The sequence below is a fragment of the Acidovorax sp. SRB_14 genome, from assembly GCF_012932145.1.
GTDB lineage: Bacteria > Pseudomonadota > Gammaproteobacteria > Burkholderiales > Burkholderiaceae_C > Simplicispira.
Map to the genome: position 1 here is coordinate 1 of NZ_MWOK01000017.1, position 19,633 is coordinate 19,633.

At 70.1% G+C, this 19,633-nt stretch carries 13 protein-coding genes and 1 tRNA gene; 10 read left to right on the forward strand and 4 right to left on the reverse strand.

The features are described from left to right. The first annotated feature begins 280 nt into the window (after nucleotides 1-280). Nucleotides 281-763 carry a YqaA family protein gene (locus B2J86_RS13165; RefSeq protein ID WP_169170770.1) on the forward strand — a complete coding sequence of 161 codons (483 nt, stop codon included), beginning with the start codon at nucleotides 281-283 and terminating at the stop codon, nucleotides 761-763. Here B2J86_RS13165 and B2J86_RS13170 read toward each other — a convergent pair. The 4 genes from B2J86_RS13170 to B2J86_RS13185 all read right to left on the reverse strand — a co-directional run bounded on the left by B2J86_RS13170 (nucleotide 714) and on the right by B2J86_RS13185 (nucleotide 9,022). After that, nucleotides 714-2,363 (reverse strand): AAA family ATPase, encoded by a 1,650-nt coding sequence (locus tag B2J86_RS13170; protein ID WP_371736530.1) that lies wholly within the window; start codon nucleotides 2,361-2,363, stop codon nucleotides 714-716. The genes B2J86_RS13165 and B2J86_RS13170 overlap by 50 nt on opposite strands. Before the next feature lie 295 nt (nucleotides 2,364-2,658). Next, complete coding sequence (gene putA / locus B2J86_RS13175; protein ID WP_173025836.1) at nucleotides 2,659-6,717, reverse strand: trifunctional transcriptional regulator/proline dehydrogenase/L-glutamate gamma-semialdehyde dehydrogenase; 4,059 nt, start codon at nucleotides 6,715-6,717, stop codon at nucleotides 2,659-2,661. Between the two features lie 269 nt (nucleotides 6,718-6,986). Further along, entirely contained in the window at nucleotides 6,987-8,078 is a 1,092-nt protein-coding gene (gene ychF / locus B2J86_RS13180) for a redox-regulated ATPase YchF (RefSeq protein WP_169170521.1), read from the reverse strand. A 71-nt stretch (nucleotides 8,079-8,149) separates the two neighbouring features. Beyond that, the gene (locus B2J86_RS13185) at nucleotides 8,150-9,022 is read right to left on the reverse strand and encodes an MOSC N-terminal beta barrel domain-containing protein (RefSeq protein WP_173025837.1); all 873 of its coding nucleotides are present in this window, start codon (nucleotides 9,020-9,022) and stop codon (nucleotides 8,150-8,152) included. Nucleotides 9,023-9,106: 84 nt separating this feature from the next. Here B2J86_RS13185 and B2J86_RS13190 point away from each other — a divergent pair, with 84 nt between their 5' ends. The 9 genes from B2J86_RS13190 to mdoH all read left to right on the forward strand — a co-directional run bounded on the left by B2J86_RS13190 (nucleotide 9,107) and on the right by mdoH (nucleotide 19,607). After that, nucleotides 9,107-10,219, forward strand: a complete 1,113-nt coding sequence (locus B2J86_RS13190; RefSeq protein ID WP_173025838.1) for an FAD-dependent monooxygenase — start codon at nucleotides 9,107-9,109, stop codon at nucleotides 10,217-10,219. Between the two features lie 30 nt (nucleotides 10,220-10,249). Beyond that, nucleotides 10,250-10,969 (forward strand): DsbC family protein, encoded by a 720-nt coding sequence (locus tag B2J86_RS13195; protein ID WP_169170518.1) that lies wholly within the window; start codon nucleotides 10,250-10,252, stop codon nucleotides 10,967-10,969. A 79-nt stretch (nucleotides 10,970-11,048) separates the two neighbouring features. Continuing rightward, nucleotides 11,049-12,863 (forward strand): M61 family metallopeptidase, encoded by a 1,815-nt coding sequence (locus tag B2J86_RS13200; protein ID WP_173025839.1) that lies wholly within the window; start codon nucleotides 11,049-11,051, stop codon nucleotides 12,861-12,863. A gap of 35 nt (nucleotides 12,864-12,898) precedes the next feature. Continuing rightward, nucleotides 12,899-13,678, forward strand: coding sequence for an enoyl-CoA hydratase (locus B2J86_RS13205; RefSeq protein ID WP_173025840.1), 780 nt, complete (start codon nucleotides 12,899-12,901; stop codon nucleotides 13,676-13,678). Between the two features lie 24 nt (nucleotides 13,679-13,702). Further along, nucleotides 13,703-13,779, forward strand: a tRNA-Met gene (locus B2J86_RS13210). A gap of 92 nt (nucleotides 13,780-13,871) precedes the next feature. Further along, on the forward strand, nucleotides 13,872-14,300 hold the full coding sequence (locus B2J86_RS13215) for a hypothetical protein (protein WP_254068100.1): 429 nt from the start codon (nucleotides 13,872-13,874) through the stop codon (nucleotides 14,298-14,300). Between the two features lie 103 nt (nucleotides 14,301-14,403). Beyond that, a complete protein-coding gene (gene miaB, locus B2J86_RS13220) occupies nucleotides 14,404-15,732 on the forward strand; it encodes a tRNA (N6-isopentenyl adenosine(37)-C2)-methylthiotransferase MiaB (protein ID WP_169170515.1) in 1,329 nt (442 codons plus the stop codon). A 228-nt stretch (nucleotides 15,733-15,960) separates the two neighbouring features. Beyond that, complete coding sequence (locus B2J86_RS13225; RefSeq protein ID WP_173025841.1) at nucleotides 15,961-17,544, forward strand: glucan biosynthesis protein G; 1,584 nt, start codon at nucleotides 15,961-15,963, stop codon at nucleotides 17,542-17,544. Beyond that, the gene (mdoH, locus tag B2J86_RS13230) at nucleotides 17,517-19,607 is read left to right on the forward strand and encodes a glucans biosynthesis glucosyltransferase MdoH (RefSeq protein WP_173025842.1); all 2,091 of its coding nucleotides are present in this window, start codon (nucleotides 17,517-17,519) and stop codon (nucleotides 19,605-19,607) included. The genes B2J86_RS13225 and mdoH overlap by 28 nt, the downstream gene beginning before the upstream one ends. Nucleotides 19,608-19,633: the final 26 nt, after the last annotated feature.

Here is a 19,633-nt window from a genome sequence, read left to right on the forward strand (position 1 = left end):
GCAGGCCGTGCACGGCGTCGGGCACCAGCGCGGCCAGGGGCACCAAGCCCGCCGGCGCGCCGGCCTGGTCGCCCGGGGGCGCCGCGCAGGCGGCGAGCAGGCAGGCTGCGGCGCATATGCTCCCGCGCAGGCGCAGGCGCGGCCACCACTCTCGGGTCTGGGTGCCCTGCTGCATCGGTCGCCTCCTGGGGGTTTTACGTAAAGCAGCAAAAGATACAGGATGGCACCACCAGCGCGCAAGGGGGGGTGCCCGCAGCCGCGCACTACACTGGCGCCACCTATGGAAGCCTGGCTAACCCACCTGCTTGACCTGCTCGCGCTGCCGCAATTTGGCCTGAGCACGGTGTTCGTCGTCTCGTTCGTCTCGGCCACCTTGCTGCCGCTGGGCTCGGAGCCCGCGGTGTTCGGCCTCGTCAAGCTCAATCCCGAACTGTTCTGGCCCGCCATCGCCGTGGCCACCGTGGGCAACACGCTGGGCGGCGGCGTGAGCTGGTGGATGGGCCTGGGCGCGCACAAGGCCGTGGACCGGGCGCGCGGTGCGCCCACCGACGTGCGCGCGCTGGCCTGGCTGCGCCGCTTTGGCGCCAAGGCCTGCCTGCTGAGCTGGCTGCCCGTGGTGGGCGATCCGCTGTGCGCCGTGGCCGGCTGGCTCAAGCTGCCCTTCTGGCCCTGCTTGGCCTACATGGCGGTCGGCAAGTTCCTGCGCTATGCGGTCATGACGACCGCGCTGCTGTCGCTGTGGCCGGGGCTGCTGGCGCACTGAGCTCCGCGTCCCACGCCGGCGGCAGCAGCGCCGCCCAGTCCACCGCCTGCGCGGTGTCGACGTGCAGCGCCAGGGCCGCTTCCTGCGCGCCGAGCGGCTCGCGCCGCGCCAGCTGCGCCTGCAGCACCTCGAGCGTGGCCTCGGACGCGTCACCACCCTGCTGCAGGCGCCGCTGCACGCGCGCCTGCAGCACCAGCACGGGCGCATCGAACGCCAGGATGCGGCAGGGCAGCTGCCACTGCGCCGCCAGCGCCAGGAACGGCGCGCGCTGCGCGCGCGCCAGAAAGGTGGCATCGACCAGCACCGGAAACCCCGCCTCCAGCACCTGGCGCGCCAGCGCCAGCAACCGCGCGTAGGTGCGCCCGGTCGCATCGGCGCTGTAGATGCCGCCCGCCACGCCCCCTGCACCGGCGCTGGACGCCGTGGGCGCCAGCCCGAACAGGCGCTTGCGCTCGACATCGGCGCGCAGCCGCACGACGCCGCGCGCCGCCGCCAGCGGCGCGCTGTGGTGGCTCTTGCCCGCGCCCGAGACGCCCTGCGCCAGCCACAGCCAGCGCGCCCGCGGCCGGTGCAGTTGCCCGGCCAGCGCCAGGTAGCGCCGCAGCTCGCGCAGGCTGGCGGCGCCCTCGCCGGGGCCATCGCCCTCCGGGCCGCGCGGCGCCTGCGCCCAGCGCAGGCCCGCCACCATGGCGCGCACCAGCGCGCGGTAGACCAGGTACCAGGGCAGCAGCGCCAGACCGGCGTAGTCGCCCGCATGCTCCAGCCAGGCGTTGAGGAAATGCCAGCCCAGGTCGGGCCGGCCGTGCGCCTGCAGGTCCATGCACAAGAAGGCGACATCGGCCACCGGGTCGATGAAGCGCAGGGCCGCGTTGAACTCGATGGCGTCGAACAGCTGCGGCCCGTCCTCCAGCAGCACCAGGTTGCCCAGGTGCAGGTCGCCGTGGCATTCGCGCACCTGGCCGGCGGCTTGGCGCGCGGCCATCAGGGCCTGGAGGCGATCGCCCTCGCGCCGGGTCCAGTCGGCCAGCGCCCGCAGGGCGCGGCGCTCCGCAGCGGGCAGCGGCAAGGCCGCCAGCGCGTCGAGGTTGGCCTGCGCCTGCTGGCGCACCAGCGCCGCGCTGCCCCATGCGCTGCCGCCGGGCGCAGGCGCGGCGCTGGCGTGCAGCTGCGCCACGCGCTCGGCCAACACCGCCAGGTGGTCGGCCTGCAAGGTGCCGGCGGCCAGCTGCCGCGCCAGCAGCTGGCCGTCGCCAAAGCGCTGCATCTGCACGCCGTAGTCGAGCACCTGGCCCTGCTGCGCGGGCGCCAGCCGCTCCAGCGGCACCAGGCGCGGCGCCTGCGCCGGCCCGAGCAGCGCCACCACCGCCTGGTACAGCTGCGGCGCCGTGCGGCGGTTGATGCGCAACTCCTCCACGCAGGCGGCACGGCGCTGTGCGAGCGTGCTGAAGTCGAGAAAGTCGAGCTTCAGCGGTTTCTTGAACTTGACGGCCTGCGCCCCCGCCAGCAGCACCCACGACACATGGGTTTCGATGCAGGTCGCATCGGGGCCCTGCAGCAGCGACTGCAGCCAGGGCGGGCGGGACAAACGGGGATCGGGCACAGGGCAAGCTCGGTGTGGGAGGGACAGGCAAGGGGTCGGCAGACGCTATGCTTTAAATAGCTTTTAAATAGCTATCAGCGCAGACCCACAAAGCGCCAGAGGCCTATTTCATGCAAATTCTGCCGCGCCGTGGTGCGACCGCGCGCCGGACCGCCTCTGCCGAGCATGCTAACGCTGGGGCCCAAAAGCCCGTGCGGGTCCTGCGGGAAGGGCCTGCACGCTTGCGTCCACGGCAGGGCGTTACGCCTTGGGAAATCTGCCGCCGGTGTGGCACGGGCAAGGCCCAAAACGGCGGTCAGCCCATCGCCATGAGCTGCGCGTTGCCGCCAGCCGCCGCGGTGTTGGTGCTGATGCTTTGCTCGTGCATCAGCGCGCTCAGGTCGTAGGTGGCGCCGTCGGCCAGCTGCGCGGGTGCGAGGTTTTCCACACGCACCAGGGCGCCGCCGCGCTGGGCCAGGCGCGGCAGCAGGGCCTGCAGCGCGTCGCCATCGCCCTCGAACAGCAGCGCGCTGGGCTGCGCCTCGGCCAGCTGGTCGTCGGCGCTGCGCAGCTGCACCTGGCTGCGCACCTCGGCCGGCAGCGCAGCCAGCGCCTGCGCCACGGCACTGCCTGCGGCCGGCGCTGGCAGCCAGCACGCATTGCCGCTGGCCAGCGCCGCCGCCAGCTGGTGCACCAGGCCCAGCGCGGTCTGCGGCAGGGCCCAGACGGCGCCGCGCGGCAGCAGCCGGTAGCGGTTGGACTCGCCCGTCGGCCCGGGCAGCGTGAACACGCGGCCGAGCACGCTGGCACCGCGGTAGGCCTCGCAGGCGGCCTGCGCGCGCGCGACGTCGCCCCGGGCGCTCCAGCCCTCGAGCGCAGCCCACACCGGGCCGGCCACGGCGTCGGCCAGGCTGCGCAGGGCAGCGGGCGCGGCCGGCTCGGCGGCCGCGTGGGCTGCGGCCTGGCCCACGGGCATCGCCGACAGCCCGGCCAGCGCCAGGTTGCCGTGCGGCCCGGCCTGCAGCAGCCGGTACAGGTACAACGGCCCGCCGGCCTTGGGGCCGGTGCCCGACAGGCCCATGCCGCCAAAGGGCTGCACGCCCACCACAGCGCCGATCACATTGCGGTTCACATAGATGTTGCCGGCCTGCACCTGCTGCGTGACCTGGGCAATGGTTTCGTCGATGCGGCTGTGCACGCCGAACGTGAGGCCGTAGCCGGTCGCGTTGATGGCGGCCAGCACCTCGCCCAGCTGCTCGCGCTGGTAGCGCAGCACATGCAGCACCGGGCCGAACACCTCGCGCTGCAGGCGCGCAATGCCGTCGATCTCGATCATCGTGGGCTGCACGAAATGGCCCTGGCCCGCGCTGTCGTCGCGTGCGATGCGGGTGACACGCTGACCGGCGGCCTGCATCGCGGCAATGTGCTGCTCGATCTGCGCGCGCGCGTCCGCGTCGATCACCGGACCGACATCGGTGTGCATGCGGTCGGGGTTGCCCATGACCCATTCGCGCATCGCGTGCCCGATCATCTCGACCACGCGGTCTGCGCCGTCTTCCTGCAGGCACAGCAGGCGCAGCGCCGAGCAGCGCTGGCCGGCCGAATCAAAGCTTGAGGCCAGCACGTCGCCCACCAGCTGCTCGGCCAGCGCCGACGAGTCGGCGACCAGCGCGTTCTGTCCGCCGGTTTCGGCAATCAGCGGAATGGCGCGGCCCTGCGGGCTCAGGCGCTGGGCCAGCGCCTGAGCGATCACGCGCGAGACCTCGGTCGAGCCGGTGAACACGACGCCGGCCACCAGCGGGTGCGCCACCAGCGCCGCGCCCACGCCCTCGCCGCTGCCGGGCACCAGCTGCACCGCGTCGGGTGGCACGCCCGCCACGTGCAGGATCTTCACCATCACGTCGGCCACCAGCGGCGTCTGCTCGGCCGGCTTGGCCAGCGCGCAGTTGCCGCTGGCCAGCGCGGCGGCGACTTGGCCGGTGAAGATCGCCAGCGGAAAATTCCATGGGCTGATGCACAGCACCACGCCGAGCGGGCGGTGCGTGGCGTTGTCAAAGGTCGCATCGACCTGGGCGGCGTAATAGCGCAGGAAGTCCACCGCCTCGCGCACTTCGGCCACCGCGTTGGGCAACGACTTGCCGGCCTCGCGCACGACCAGGCCCACCAGGCTGTGCATGCGCTGCTCGAGCAGGTCGGCCGCACGGCGCAGGCAGGCGGCGCGCTCCTGCGGCGGCGTGCCCTGCCAGATCTGCGCGGCATGGCTGGCGCGCTGCACGGCACGCTCGACCTCCTCGGCCGTGGCCGGGCGCACCCAGCCGACCTGGTCGCGCGTATCGGCCGGGTTGCGCACCGGCTGCCAGCCGTCTCCGGCGGCCGCACTGCCCGCCGGGGCAGGCGGGGCGCCCGCCACGCTGGCGGCTGCGGTGTAGAGGCTTTGGGTGCTGCGCAGCAGGCCGGCGGCGAGCGAGGCCAGCTGCTGCTCATGGGCCAGGTTCAGGCCCGCGGAATTGGGGCGCGACTGCGCGCCCAGGTCGGCAAACAGCTGGCGCGGCAGCGCAATGTGGGGGTGCGGCGCGCCCAGCTCACCGGTATCGCGCGCGGTTTGCAGCACCTCGGCCACCGGGTCCACCACCAGCTCGGCGACCGGCACAGCGGGGTCGCCAATGCGGTGTACGAACGAGGTGTTGGCACCGTTTTCGAGCAGCCGGCGCACCAGGTAGGCCAGCAGCGTTGCGTGCGTTCCCACGGGCGCGTAGATGCGACAGGGCCGGCCCAGCTTGCCGGCGGCGACGCTGCCCGTGACCTGCCCATACAGCGGCTCGCCCATGCCGTGCAGGCACTGGAACTCGTACTGGCCGCTGTAGAAATTCTGCCCGGCCAGGTGGTAGATGCTGGCGACGGTCTGCGCGTTGTGGGTCGCAAACTGCGGGTAGACCGCGTCGGGTGCGGCCAGCAGCTTGCGCGCGCAGGCCAGGTACGACACATCGGTGTGCACCTTGCGCGTGAAGACCGGGTAGCCGTCCAGCCCGTCGGTCTGCGCGCGCTTGATTTCGCTGTCCCAGTAGGCGCCCTTGACCAGCCGCACCATCAGCCGGTGTCCGCTGCGCCGCGCCAGGTCGATCAGGTAATCGATCACATAGGGGCAGCGCTTCTGGTAGGCCTGCACCACAAAGCCGATGCCGTTCCAGCCCCTGAGTTCGGGCGCAAAGCACAGGCGCTCGAGCAGGTCGAGCGAGAGTTCGAGCCGGTCGGCCTCTTCGGCGTCGATGTTCAGGCCGATGTCGTAGCCGCGCGCCAGCACCGTGAGGCGCAGCAGGCGCGGCAGCAGTTCGCCCACCACGCGGTCGCGCTGCGCCCGGCTGTAGCGCGGGTGCAGCGCCGAGAGCTTGACCGAAATGCCCGGCCCCTCGTGGATGCCGCGCCCGTGCGAGGCCTTGCCAATGGCATGGATCGCCTGCTCGTACGACGCCAGGTAGCGCTCGGCGTCGCGCTCGGTCAGCGCCGCCTCGCCCAGCATGTCGTACGAATAGCGGAAACCGGCTTTCTCGAACGCGCGGCTGTTGGCCAGCGCCTCGGAAATCGTCTGGCCCGTGACGAACTGCTCGCCCATGAGCTTCATGGCGCGGTGCACGCCCTGGCGGATGAGCGGCTCGCCGCCCTTGCCGATCAGCCGCGTGAGCGACGCGGCCAGGCTGGTCTCGCTGCTGGTCGCGGTCAGCTTGCCGGTCAGCACCAGCCCCCAGACGGCGGCATTGACAAACATCGACGGCGAATGCCCGAGGTGGGCCTGCCAGTCGCCGCGGCTGATCTTGTCGCGGATCAGCGCGTCGCGCGTGGCGTTGTCGGGAATGCGCAAGAGCGCCTCGGCCAGGCACATCAGCGCCACGCCTTCCTGGCTGGAGAGCGAAAACTCCTGCACCAGCGCTTCGACGCCGCCGCTGTCCTTGGTGGCGCGCAGGCCCTGCACCAGGCGGGTGGCCAGCGCCTCGGTGGCGGCGCGCTGCACGGCATCCTGCGTGTGCGCCAGCTGCACCAGCATCGGCAGGCATTCAGGCTCGGGCCGGTGCCAGGCCGCGGTGATGGCAGCGCGCAGGTCGCTCTGCGGCAGCACGCTTTGCGCCCAGTCGAGAAAGGGCTGGGGCGCGTTGGGAAGGGGCGGCACCGGCTCCGGCTCATCGCTGGACACCGGAGCGCCCGCAGCGATTGCACCTTCTGTACCGCCGGGCAGCGGCAGGCCGCGCTCCAGGCTTTCGACATAGTGCAGCACCGCCTGCTTGATAAGCCAGTGCGGTGTCCGGCCCTGCCGGGCCGCGGCCTCGCGGATGCGGCTGCGCAGCGCCTCGTCGACCTTGAGCCCCAGCGTGACGGTAGCCATGGGTTTCACCTTTTCCGAGCATGGGTTGCACCGAATTTTAGAAAAGGTGCAACCCGCACTCTCTTGGTGGTAACCCTGGCATTTCGGCACCAGCGCAGCGCCGCCGGACTGCGTTTTCGGCCTGAGAAACAACCGCCCGCGGGCGCGCATGCCGCGGGGCCGCCCATAAAAAAATCCCTCGGTGTGACAGAGGGCCGGGGGCACCGCGGGGCCGTTGGGCAGAGGCCTGGTCCGATCTCCCAGCGCCCTGGGGCGTGCAGTGGCAGGGCTCAGACGTTGAACAGGAAGTTCAGCACGTCCCCGTCCTTGACCACGTATTCCTTGCCTTCGGCGCGCATCTTGCCGGCATCCTTGGCGCCCTGTTCGCCCTTGTAGTGGATGAAGTCGTCGAATGCGATGGTCTGCGCGCGGATGAAGCCGCGCTCGAAGTCGCCATGGATCACGCCCGCGGCCTGCGGCGCCGTGTCGCCAATGTGGATCGTCCAGGCGCGCACTTCCTTGACGCCGGCGGTGAAGTAGGTCTGCAGGCCCAGCAGCTTGTAGGCCGCACGGATCAGGCGGTCCAGGCCCGGTTCGCTCTGGCCGATTTCGGCGAGGAACATTTTCTTGTCTTCGTCGTCCATCTCGCTCAGTTCGGCCTCGATCTTGGCGCAGATGGCCACCACGGGCGCGCCCTGCTTGTCCGCGTATTCGCGCAGGCGATCGAGAAACGGGTTGTTCTCAAAGCCGTCTTCCGCGACGTTGGCGACAAACATGGCAGGCTTGGCGGTGATGAGCGAAAACTGCTTCACCAGCGGCTGGTCTTCCTTGCTGAACTCGAGCGCGCGCACGGGCGTGTTCTCGTTCAGGGCCGCCTGGCACTTCTCGAGCAAGGCCACCAGCTTGATGGCGTCCTTGTCGCCCGAGCGCGCGGTCTTGGTGTGGCGGTGCAGCGCCTTTTCGACGGTGCCGAGGTCGGCCAGGCACAGCTCGGTCTGGATGACCTCGATGTCCGAAATGGGATCGACGCGCCCGGCGACGTGGATCACGTTTTCGTCTTCAAAGCAGCGCACCACGTTCACGGTGGCATCGGTTTCGCGGATGTGGGCCAGGAACTTGTTGCCCAGGCCCTCGCCCGTGCTGGCCCCGGCCACCAGGCCGGCAATGTCGACGAACTCGACGATCGCGGGCACGATGCGTTCGGGCGTGATGATGTCGGCCAGTTGCTGCAGGCGCGGATCGGGCACCTCGACCACGCCCGTGTTGGGCTCGATGGTGCAGAAGGGGTAGTTCTCGGCGGCGATGCCGGCCTTGGTCAGCGCGTTGAAGAGGGTGGACTTGCCGACGTTGGGCAGGCCCACGATGCCGCATTGGAGGCTCATGGCAGGGCTTTCTGGGTTTCGGGAGACAAACCCGCAATTTTAAGGCCGACCGTGCAAACCCCTGCTTACGCTCATCCGAAGCGGTAATGGGCGCCCAGCGGCTGGCCCACGCACAGCACCTGGCCTGCGCCGCGGCGCACGATGGCGTTCATGCCGAAGGTGATCGCGCCGCCCATGCGCGCGTCCTGGCGGTAGCGGCGCAGCGCGTCGCCCACCTGGGTGCCGCGCTCGGCGCTGGCCGGGTCGATGTCGGGGATGGGGCAGCGCACGCAGGGCTTGACGGGCTGCAGTTGCACTGCGCCGCCCGCGCCGGTATCGATGTGCAGCAGGTCCACCCGGTCCTCGTCGTGCGCTTCGACGCCGCCCAGCACCAGGTTGGGCCGAAAGCGCTCGATGCCCACGCCCCCCTGCCCGACCGCCGCCAGCTGCGCGTTCAGCGCCTCCAGCCCCGCCGTGCTGGCCACCAGCAGCGGAAAGCCGTCGGCAAACTGGTTCGGCGCCTCGGCGCCGCCGGTCCATTCCAGGCTCGAGAGGCGGCGCTGCGCCGGGTCAAAGCGCACCAAGCGACAGGGCTGACCAAGAAAGCCGCTGAACCAATGCGCGGCGGCGTCGCCCATGTCCCAGGCCGGCACCGTGTCGTTCCAGACGCGCACGGCGGCGGTGAGCCCGGTGGCGGCGAGCGGCACCTTGAGCGGCGCCTGGCCCGGCGCGTGCAGCACCAGGTCGGCGGCGGTCATCTGCGGGCGCACCAGGGCCATGCGCGGCAGGGCCCGCTGCGTCAGAAACGCGCCCTGGGCATCCACCACCATCCAGGCCCGGTCCCACTCCAGTCCGGTGTCGGTCAGCAGCGCCTGCTGCACCTCGATGCCGGCGCAGGACTTGACGGGATGGATGAACAGGCGGGCCACGGTGCCGGCCAGGTCGAAATCGGCGGGGCAAGACACGGCGCACACCTCCTGCGGGTAAATCACTGAGAGAGCGATTCTCGCCGCCCCCCGCGGCGCAGACCCGCCTTCTACAATCGCCGCATGCCGCAAACCTTTGATATCTGTATCCGCGGGGCCGGCGTCGTGGGCCGCACCCTGGCCCTGCTGTTGGCGCGCGAGCGGCTGCGCGTGGCGCTGGTGGCGGGCCCTGCACCGGTGGCCTCGGACGTCCGCGCCTACGCCCTCAATGCCGCCTCGCGCCAGCTGCTCGAATCGCTGCGCAGCTGGCCCGACGCAGCGCACGCCACGGCCGTGGCGCGCATGCAGGTGCACGGCGACCAGGGAGGCGAAGTCAGTTTCGACGCCGCCGCCCAGGGCGTGCCGGCGCTGGCCTGGATCGTCGACGTGCCCGCGCTCGAAGCGCGCCTGGCCGATGCGGTGCGCTTTCAGTCCCACATCGAACTGCTCGAAGCACCCGTGCCGGCGGCCCTCACGGTCGTGTGTGAAGGCCGCGCGAGCCGCACGCGCGCCGAGTTCGGCGTCGAGTTCGACGCCACGCCCTACCCGCAGCACGCCATCGCGACGCGCCTGGTCTGCGAATTGCCGCACGGGCAGACCGCGCGGCAGTGGTTCTCGCACGACAGCATCCTGGCTTTCCTGCCGCTGGGCGGCGCCGACGGGAACGCTGTCGCCGTGGTGTGGTCGGTCCCTGCCGAGCAGGTCCCCGGCCTGCTGGCGCTGGACGCGCACGCCTTTGAAGAGCGCCTGTACGCCGCCAGCCTGGGGGCACTGGGCAGCGTGCGCCTGGGCAGCGAGCGCGCCACCTGGCCGCTGCAGCTGGCGCAAGCGCGCCACTGGTGCGGCACCGCCCCCTCCACCGGCAGCTGGGTGCTGGCCGGCGACGCGGCGCACAACGTGCACCCGCTGGCCGGGCAAGGGCTGAACCTGGGCCTGGGCGATGCCCAGGCCCTCGCGCAGGTGCTGGGCGCGCGCGAGGGCTGGCGCAGCGTGGGCGACCTGCGCCTGCTGCGCCGCTACGAGCGCCAGCGCAAGGCCGAGATTTTGCCCATGGGGCTGGCGACCGATGGCTTGCAGCAGCTGTTTGCGCGCCCCGAAGGGGCCTGGCAGATGCTGCGCAACGGGGGGATGAAGCGTTTTGAACACAGCGGCCCGCTGAAGAACTGGATTGCGCGCCGCGCCATGGGTTCGCACTGAACTCTTCTGTACGGATACCCACCAATACCCATGACATTGATCCCCACCCTGCTGGCTGCGGCCGCCTTCGCCCTGTCCCTCAACGCCTCTGCCCAGGAAAGCACGATCCGCAAGACCCTGGCCGAGCGCATTCCGCAGCTCGAAAAAATCGATGAAGTGCGCAGCACGCCGATGTCCGGGCTCTACGAAGTGCGCGTGGGCACCGACCTGTTCTACACCGATGCCAAGGGCAACTTCCTGATCCAGGGCGAGCTGATCGACACCAAGGCGCGCCGCAACCTGACCGAGGACCGCATCACCAAGCTCAGCGCCGTCGACTTCAGCGCCCTGCCGCTCAAAGACGCCTTCGTCACCGTGCGCGGCAACGGCAAGCGCAAGCTGGTGGTGTTCGCGGACCCCAATTGCGGCTACTGCAAGCGCTTCGAGCGCGACCTGCAGAAGGTGGACAACGTCACCATCCACACCTTCCTCTACCCGATCCTGAGCCCCGACTCGGCCGAGAAGTCGCGCAACATCTGGTGCGCCAAGGACCGCTCCACCATCTGGGACGACTGGATGCTGCGCGACAAGGCGCCGGCTGCCGCGAGCTGCGACACCGCGGCGCTGCAGCGCAACCTGGCCTTTGGCAAGAAGCACAAGATCACCGGCACGCCGACGCTGATCTTTGCCGACGGCGGCCGCGTGCCCGGCGCCATCGGCCTGCCGGAACTCGAAAAGCGCCTGGCCGATGCCAGCGCATCCGCGCCCTGAGCGCCCGGGCCCGGCACGCCGTGCCGGGCACCGCCTTTCCTTTCACCCCGCGCTGTCCAGCGCCCCTGCCGGTTCTGCCATGCCCGCACCAAAAAACACTCATGCCGCCGTCCACTACCGCGTGGAAGCGGCCGACCTTCATGCCCACCTGTTCCACGTCACGCTGACCCTGGCGCGGCCCGAGGCGCTGCAGGAGCTGTCGCTGCCGGTGTGGATTCCAGGCAGCTACCTGGTGCGCGAGTTCGCCAAGAACCTGCAGCAGTTGCGCGCGCGCCAGGGCCGCCGCGCCCTGCCCATCCAGCAGCGCGACAAGCAGCGCTGGCAAGTCGCCTGCGACAGCACCGAGCCTCTGGTGGTGGAGTACGCGGTCTATGCCAACGACGCCTCGGTGCGCACCGCCAGCCTCAATGCCACGCGCGGCTTCTTCAACGCCACCAGCCTGTGCCTGCGCTCTGAGGGCCAGGCCGACCAGCCGTGCACGCTGGACATCGTTGCTCCTGAAAATATAGCTACCAGCGCACAGTGGCATTGCGTCACAGGCCTTTTTGGCTTGGAAACCGATGCCCAGGGCTTTGGCCTGTACCGGGCCGCCGACTACGACGAGCTGGTGGACTGCCCGGTCGAGATGGGGGCTTTCTGGAGCGCGCGCTTCCACGCCGGCGGCGTGCCGCACCGCATCGTCGTGGCTGGCGCCGCGCCGTCGTTTGATGGCCAACGCCTGGTGGCCGACACGCGCAAGATCTGCGAAGCCACCATCGCCTTCTGGCACGGCAAGGGCAAGCCGCCGTTCAAGAGCTACCTGTTCCTGCTCAACGCCGTGCACGACGGCTACGGCGGCCTGGAGCACCGCAACTCCACGGCGCTGATCTGCGCGCGCGCCGACCTGCCGCGCACCAGCGCGCCGCACACCGGCGAGGGCTACAGCACGCTGCTGGGCCTCATCAGCCACGAGTACTTCCACACCTGGAACGTCAAGCGCCTGCGCCCGTCCGAGTTCCGGCACTACGACTACACGCAGGAAAACTACACCGAGCTGCTGTGGTTCTTCGAAGGCTTCACGAGCTACTACGACGACCTGCTGCTGCGCCGCGCCGGCCTGATCGACGACGCCACCTACCTCAAGCTGCTGACCAAGACCTCGCACCAGGTGCTGCAGGCGCCGGGCCGCCAGGTGCAGACCGTGGCCCAGGCCAGCTTCGACGCCTGGGTCAAGTACTACCGCCCGGACGAGAACACGCCCAACGCCACCATCAGCTACTACACCAAGGGTGCGCTGGTGGCGCTGTGCCTGGACCTTACGCTGCGCCGCGAAGGCGCCACCACGCTCGACGATGTGATGCGCGCGCTCTGGCAGCGCTGCGCCGGCGGCCCCATGGCCGAGAGCGACCTGCGCGCCGTGCTGCAGCAGCTGGCCGGCCGCGCGTTCGATGCCGAGCTCGACGCCTGGGTGCACAGCACCGCCGAGCTGCCGCTGGCCGAGCTGCTGGCCGCGCACGGCATCGCGCTCCAAGCCGAAGTGCCGCAGCCGGCCCAGCGCCTGGGCCTGCGCGTGGCCGAGAACAGCGCCGTGCAGATCAAGGCCGTGCTGCGCGGCGGCCTGGCCGAGCGTGCCGGCATGGCGGCGGGCGACGAATGGCTGGGCATCGAGGTGCAGGGCCAGGGCTGGCGCATCGCCAAACTCGCGGACATCGCGCTGTACGCGGGCGCAGAAAAGCAGGTCACCGCGCTGGTCGCGCGCGACGCGCGCCTGCTGCGCCTGCCGCTGCAGCTCGAGCCCGCAGCAGCGCCGCGCCGTGGCGGCAAGACGCCTGTGCCTGCGGCCGACACCGTTTCGCTCGGCGTGGCCGACCGCGCCCTGGCCACGCGCTGGCTGGCCGGGGCCGCGTCGGTATAGTGGCTGGCTTGGTACAACAACGATTGGAGACACCCGTGGCCTACGCAATGATTGAAGTGCGCACCGAAGCCGAGAAGGTCGGCATCATCACGCTCAACCGCCCCAAGCAGCTCAATGCGCTCAATGACCAGCTCATGGACGAACTCGGCCAGGCGCTCCAGGCCTTCGACGCCGACGAAAAGATCGGCTGCATGGTCATCACGGGCAGCGAAAAGGCCTTCGCCGCCGGCGCCGACATCGGCGCCATGGCGCACTACAGCTTTGCCGACGTCTACAAGGGCGACTACATCGGCCGCAACTGGGAACAGATCCGCGCCATCCGCAAGCCGGTGATCGCCGCGGTCAGCGGCTTCGCCCTCGGCGGCGGCTGCGAGCTGGCGATGATGTGCGACTTCATCATCGCCGCCGACAACGCCCGGTTCGGCCAGCCCGAGATCAAGCTCGGCGTGATCCCCGGCGCTGGCGGCACGCAGCGCCTGCCACGCGCCGTCGGCAAGGCCAAGGCCATGGACCTGGCGCTCACGGGCCGCATGATGGACGCGCAGGAGGCCGAACGCGCCGGCCTGGTCAGCCGCGTAGTGCCACTTGCCCAACTGCAGGAAGAGGCCCTGGGCGCCGCGCTGCAGATCAGCGAGTTCTCGCAGATCGCCGTCATGGCGGCCAAGGAGTCGGTCAACCGCGCGTTCGAAAGCGGTCTGTCGGACGGCGTGATGTTCGAGCGCCGCCTGTTCCATGCGCTGTTTGCCACCAGCGACCAGAAGGAAGGCATGGACGCCTTCATGAACAAGCGCAAAGCCACGTTCACGCACCAATAAAATTGGGCTATAATCTTTGCCTGCGGTGATATAGCTCAGTTGGTTAGAGCGCAGCATTCATAATGCTGATGTCGGTGGTTCAAATCCACCTATCACCACCACATTGAAAGCCTGCAATGGTCTGCCATTGCAGGCTTTTTCTTTGGCTCCGTAGAATCGGACTCTTTTCTTCCACAGCCTCTGGATACACACCATGAACCGCTGCGCGCCCCTGCTCCGCTCCCCACGACGGCCCAGCCTCCTGGCGGCCTTGTTTGCCGTGGGCGTCGTCTGCGCTGCCCCAGCCCCGGCCCAGGTGCCTGCGGCGTTGGGCAATGTGCGCAACTTCCCCGACGCGGCGCTGCGCGGCACGCTGGTCGTGACCGGCATGTACGACGCGCAGCTTGACGGCAAGGCGGTCCGCATGGCGCCCGGCGTGCGGCTGTTCAGCCCCCAGAACACGCTGGTGCAGGCGCACACGGTGATCGGCACACCGTTCACGGTGAACTACGTCAAGGAAAGCAGCACCGGCATGCTGCTGACGGCCTGGATCCTGAGCAAGGGCGAGGCCGAGCACAAGCGCAAAGGCAGCGAAGGCGAACGCAATTTCGTGTTCGGTTCCGACGCCGCCAGCCCGCGCTGAACGGCCCCTGCGCCCCCACACCGCGCGCCAGGCCCTGGCGACCGGCCACACATATTCATTTGCGCCGCGCACGCCCACCAGGCAGCTGCCGGCCCCATCGACCATGACCAAAAAAGTATTCATCAAGACCTTCGGCTGCCAGATGAACGAGTACGACTCGGACAAGATGGCCGACGTGCTGCACGCCGCCGAGGGCTACGAGCCGACGCAGAACGTTGACGAAGCCGACCTGATCCTGTTCAACACCTGCTCGGTGCGCGAGAAGGCGCAGGAGAAGGTCTTCAGCGACCTGGGCCGCATCAAGCACCTCAAGGCCAAGGGCGTAAAGATCGGCGTGGGCGGCTGCGTGGCCAGCCAGGAAGGCGCCGAGATCATCAAGCGCGCACCCTATGTGGACGTGGTCTTCGGCCCGCAGACGCTGCACCGCCTGCCGCAGCTGCTGGCGCAGCAGGCGCTGCAGGGGCGCTCGCAGGTCGACATCAGCTTCCCCGAGATCGAGAAGTTCGACCACCTACCGCCGGCGCGCGTCGAGGGCGCCTCGGCCTTTGTCTCGATCATGGAAGGCTGCAGCAAATACTGCAGCTACTGCGTCGTGCCGTACACGCGCGGCGAAGAGGTCAGCCGCCCGTTCGACGACGTGCTGGTCGAAGTGGCGGGCCTGGCCGACCAGGGTGTCAAAGAGGTCACGCTGCTGGGCCAGAACGTCAACGCCTACCTGGGCAAGATGGGCGAGACGGCAGAAATCGCTGATTTCGCGCTGCTGCTCGAATACGTCTGCGAGATTCCCGGCATCGAGCGCGTGCGCTACACCACCAGCCACCCGAACGAGTTCACGCCGCGGCTGATCGAGGCCTACGCCCAGCTGCCGAAGCTGGCGAGCCACCTGCATCTGCCGGTGCAGCACGGCTCAGACCGCATCCTGATGGCGATGAAGCGCGGCTACACCGCCATGGAATACAAGAGCACGGTGCGCAAGCTGCGCGCCATCCGCCCCGACCTGGCGATGAGCAGCGACTTCATCGTCGGCTTCCCCGGCGAGACCGAGGAAGACTTCCAGAAGATGATGAAGCTGATTGCCGACATCCACTTCGACAACTCGTTCAGCTTCATCTTCAGCCCGCGCCCCGGCACGCCGGCCGCCAACCTGCACGACGACACGCCGCACGAGGTCAAGCTGCGCCGCCTGCAGGAACTGCAGGCCGCCATCAACGCCAACATCAAAAGCATCAGCGAAAGCCGCCTGGGCACGGTGCAGCGCATCCTGGTCGAAGGGGCGTCCAAGCGCGATGCGACCGAGCTGATGGGCCGCACCGAGTGCAACCGCGTCGTCAACTTCGTCGGCCAGCCGCGCCTGGTGGGCCAGATGGTGGACGTGGTCATCACCGAGGCCAAGGCCTACACGCTGCGCGGCGAGGTGCGCCAGGTGGCCTGAGAGCTGACTATTTTTTTAATAGCTACAAACGCTTTCTGCATCAGCGTTTGAGGCCAATTTGGATGAAAAATTCGCCGGCGGATCCGCATGGCGTGACAGCCGCCCGCCCCCAGCGGCGCCGTGGCGCTCCAAGCGCGGGCGCACAGATACTTACACCCTAGGGATCAGCTAACCGGTTGATTCCCAAGCGCTTTTCGGCGATGGCACACGGTTTGCCACACGAAGTGCATGGTGTCCGTGTTCTCCCGTTTTCGCGTGCAGCCGCGTGCGCCCGCGCTGGCCCAGCGCTGGCGGCTGCTGTGCGCCGCCCTGCTGTGGGCTGCGGCCAGCGCGCCGGCCCTGGCCTTTGACCTCGACAGCGTCACGCAGCTGGCGCGCGGCCGCGCGCAGCACCCGTACCGGGCGGCCAGCGCGGCGCTGCCGCGCGCGCTGGCGGCGCTCGACTACGACCAGCTGCGTGACGTGCGCTGGAAACCCGAGCGCGCGCTCTGGCGGAGCGCGCAGCTGCCGTTCGAGGCCATGTTGTTCCACCTCGGGCGGACCCAGAGCGCGCCGGTGCAGATCCACGAGGTCACCCCCAGCGGTACGCGGCACCTGGCCTATGCGCCCGCCGACTTCGACTACGGCAAGAACCGCGTCACCCCGGGCGCCTGGGGGGACCTCGGCTTTGCCGGTTTCCGGCTGCACTACCCCCTGAATTCGCCGCAGTACAAGGACGAGCTGGTGGTCTTCCAGGGGGCCAGCTACTTCCGCGCGCTCGGCGCCGGCCAGCAGTACGGCCTGTCGGCACGGGGCCTGGCGATCGACACCGCGGGCGGCGCGCATGAGGAGTTTCCGCGCTTCACCGAGTTCTGGCTGGTGCGCCCGGCGCCGGACGCCCGCGTTGCCACGGTCTACGCCCTGCTCGACTCGCCGCGCGCCACGGGGGCCTACCGCTTCGACATCCGGCCCGGTGCGCAGACCGTCACCACCGTGCATGCGCGCGTGTTCCTGCGCGCGCCGGGCACCGGCAAGCCGATCGCGACACTGGGCATCGCACCGCTCACGAGCATGTTCCTCTTTGGCGAGAACCAGCCCAGTCCGAGCGACTTCCGGCCCGAGGTGCACGACTCCGACGGGCTGATGATCGCCACCGGCGAGGGCGAATGGCTCTGGCGGCCACTGCAAAACCCCCAGCGCGCGCTGACCACGTCCTTTGCCACCACCGCCCCGCGCGGCTTCGGGCTGATGCAGCGCGACCGCCAGTGGTCGAGCTACGAAGACGCGGAGGCACGCTACGAGCGCCGTCCGAGCGCCTGGGTGCGACCGCTGGGCGACTGGGGCGCAGGGCGCGTCGAGCTGGTGCAGCTGCACACCCCCGACGAAACCCACGACAACATCGTGGCGTACTGGGTGCCGGCGCAGCTGCCGGCGCCGGGCCAGGCGCTCGAATTCGCCTACGAACTGAGCTGGCAGGGCCAGGACCAGCAGCGCCCGCCCGGCGCCTGGGTGGTGCAGTCGCGCCGGGGCCTGGGCTACTCCCGGCAAACCCAGGCCGACGCACCGCAGCAGGTGCAGTACGTCGTCGACTTCGACGGCCCGGCGCTGGCCGGGCTGTCCGACCGGGCGCGCGTACAGGCGGTCGTCAGCAGCGACGCCAACGCACGCGTGCTCGAGCGCCTGGTCTACCGCAACCCGGCCAATGGGCAGTGGCGCATGACGCTGCGCGTGCAGCAAATCGACCGGGCGCGCCCGGCCGAGCTGCGCGCATTCCTTGAACACGACAACCACGCAGTGAGCGAAACATGGACGCACATCGTTCTTCCCGAGTGAACCGCCGCTCGGCCGTCTCCCCGGCGCGCGGCGCACCGGTTCCCGCGCCCGCCGTGGGGGCGCGGCGCGGCGCGGCGCACGACCGACCTGCCCCCTCGGGTCTCAGTCCGGTGCGCGCGGAACGCCACCCCAATTCGCTCACCACGCCTCCGCTGCACCGCGGCCCGATGGCGCCGGTGCCGTGGCGCGGCTTCTGGAACAGCCTCGGCACCGCGCTGCTGCTGCGCCTGGGCGGGTTGTCTTCGGCAGTGCCGGCGGCGGCGCTGGACGCCGCGCGCGCGCCGCGGCAGGCCTGGGAGGGCGCGGCGGCGCGGCGGCGCCGGGTATTTCTGGCCCTCTCGCTGGCCAGCACAGTCGTGGCCAGCGCGCTGTTTGCCGCGGTCCAGCCGGTCTACGGCAGCCCCTGGCTGCAGTACGGGCAGCTGGCGCTGTTCGCGCTGCTGTCGGCCTGGGTGGTCACCGGCTTCCTCACCGGGCTGATGGGCTTTTGGGTCATGCTGCGCGGCGACCGGCACGCACTGTCGGCGCGCAGCGTGGTGGCGCACACGCTCCCGGCCGACGCGCGCAGCGCCATCGTCATGCCGATCTGCCACGAAGACGTGGCCACGGTGTTCGCCGGCCTGCGCGCCACCTGCGAATCGGTGGCGGCAACAGGGCATGCGCAGAGCTTCGATGTGTTCGTGCTCTCCGACAGCTGCGACCCGCGGGTGGCCGCGGCCGAGCGCGCCGCCTGGGAAGGTCTGCGCGCGGCGCTGGCGCGGCACCCCGGGCCAGCGCAGGTCCAGGTGTACTACCGGCTGCGCGCGCGGCGCACCCAGCGCAAGTCCGGCAACGTGGCCGACTTCTGCCGCCGCTGGGGCCGGGACTACCGCTACATGGTGGTGCTCGATGCCGACAGCGTGATGAGCGGCGACTGCATCGTGGCCATGGCCAAGCTGATGGAGGCCAACCCGCGCGCCGGCATCATCCAGACCGCCACGCAGGCCATCGGCCACGTGACGCTGCATGCGCGCGCGCAGCAGTTCGGCTCGCGCGTCATGGGGCGGCTGCTCACACTGGGCATGCAGTTCTGGCAGCTCGGCGATTCGCACTACTGGGGCCACAACGCCATCATCCGCGTAGCGCCCTTCATGGCGCACTGTGCGCTGGCACCGATCCGCGGCAGCGGCGGGCTGGCCGGCGGCATCCTCTCGCACGACTTCGTCGAGGCGGCGCTGATGCGCCGTGCCGGCTACCACGTCTGGCTGGTGGCCGACCTGACCGGCAGCTACGAGCAGCAGCCGCCCGACCTGCTGGCCGAGCTGCAGCGCGACCGCCGCTGGTGCCAGGGCAACCTGCAGAATGCACGCCTGGTGGCAGAGCCGGGCATCCACCTGGTGCACCGCGTGATGTTCGTCACCGGCGCGATGGCCTATCTGTCGGCGCCGCTGTGGCTGGCATTCCTGACGCTGGGCACGGCGCTGTGGCTGTCGGGCGCCAAGCTGGTGAACGACTGGCACATGTTGCCGCTCGAGCTGCAGGGACTGTGGGGCTGGACGCTGTGCCTGCTGTTCCTGCCGCGCATCCTGGGCCTGGCGGCGGTGTTCATGCGGCGCGAGCAGGCGCAGTACGGCGGCGCTGCCAGCCTGCTCCAAAGCGCCGCGCTCGAGAGCGTGCTGGCGATTCTGCAGGCGCCGATCCGCATGCTGGCGCACTCGCTGTTCCTGCTGATCGCGCTCGCCGGCCTGAAGCTGGAGTGGAGATCGCCGCCGCGCCACGCCAGTGCCGTGTCCTGGAGCGACGCCATCCGCCAACTGGCGCCGATGAGCGGGGTGGTGGCGCTGCTGGCGCTGGGCATCGCGCTGATCGACAGCAGCGCGCTGCTGTGGCTGGTTCCGGTGGGCCTGCCGCTGGCGCTGGCGATTCCTCTGGCCGTGCTCACCAGCCAGACCCCGCTCGGGCAGGCGCTGCGCGCGCGCCGCCTGTTGCTGATTCCCGAAGAATCGTGGTCGCTGCCGCCGGTGCTGCGCCGCGCCTGGCGGCATGCCAGCCGCCCGGCACGGCCAGGGCTGGAGACGGGCTGACCGGCGCAGCGGGCGCGCACCAACCA

Excerpts from the sequence above, each read along its gene's own strand:
- B2J86_RS13165 (WP_169170770.1), top strand. The coding sequence starts at position 281 with ATGGAAGCCTGGCTAACCCACCTGCTTGACCTGCTCGCGCTGCCGCAA.
- putA (WP_173025836.1), bottom strand. The coding sequence starts at position 6,717 with ATGGCTACCGTCACGCTGGGGCTCAAGGTCGACGAGGCGCTGCGCAGC.
- ychF (WP_169170521.1), bottom strand. The coding sequence starts at position 8,078 with ATGAGCCTCCAATGCGGCATCGTGGGCCTGCCCAACGTCGGCAAGTCC.
- B2J86_RS13190 (WP_173025838.1), top strand. The coding sequence starts at position 9,107 with ATGCCGCAAACCTTTGATATCTGTATCCGCGGGGCCGGCGTCGTGGGC.
- B2J86_RS13195 (WP_169170518.1), top strand. The coding sequence starts at position 10,250 with ATGACATTGATCCCCACCCTGCTGGCTGCGGCCGCCTTCGCCCTGTCC.
- B2J86_RS13200 (WP_173025839.1), top strand. The coding sequence starts at position 11,049 with ATGCCCGCACCAAAAAACACTCATGCCGCCGTCCACTACCGCGTGGAA.
- B2J86_RS13215 (WP_254068100.1), top strand. The coding sequence starts at position 13,872 with ATGAACCGCTGCGCGCCCCTGCTCCGCTCCCCACGACGGCCCAGCCTC.
- miaB (WP_169170515.1), top strand. The coding sequence starts at position 14,404 with ATGACCAAAAAAGTATTCATCAAGACCTTCGGCTGCCAGATGAACGAG.
- B2J86_RS13225 (WP_173025841.1), top strand. The coding sequence starts at position 15,961 with ATGGTGTCCGTGTTCTCCCGTTTTCGCGTGCAGCCGCGTGCGCCCGCG.
- mdoH (WP_173025842.1), top strand. The coding sequence starts at position 17,517 with ATGGACGCACATCGTTCTTCCCGAGTGAACCGCCGCTCGGCCGTCTCC.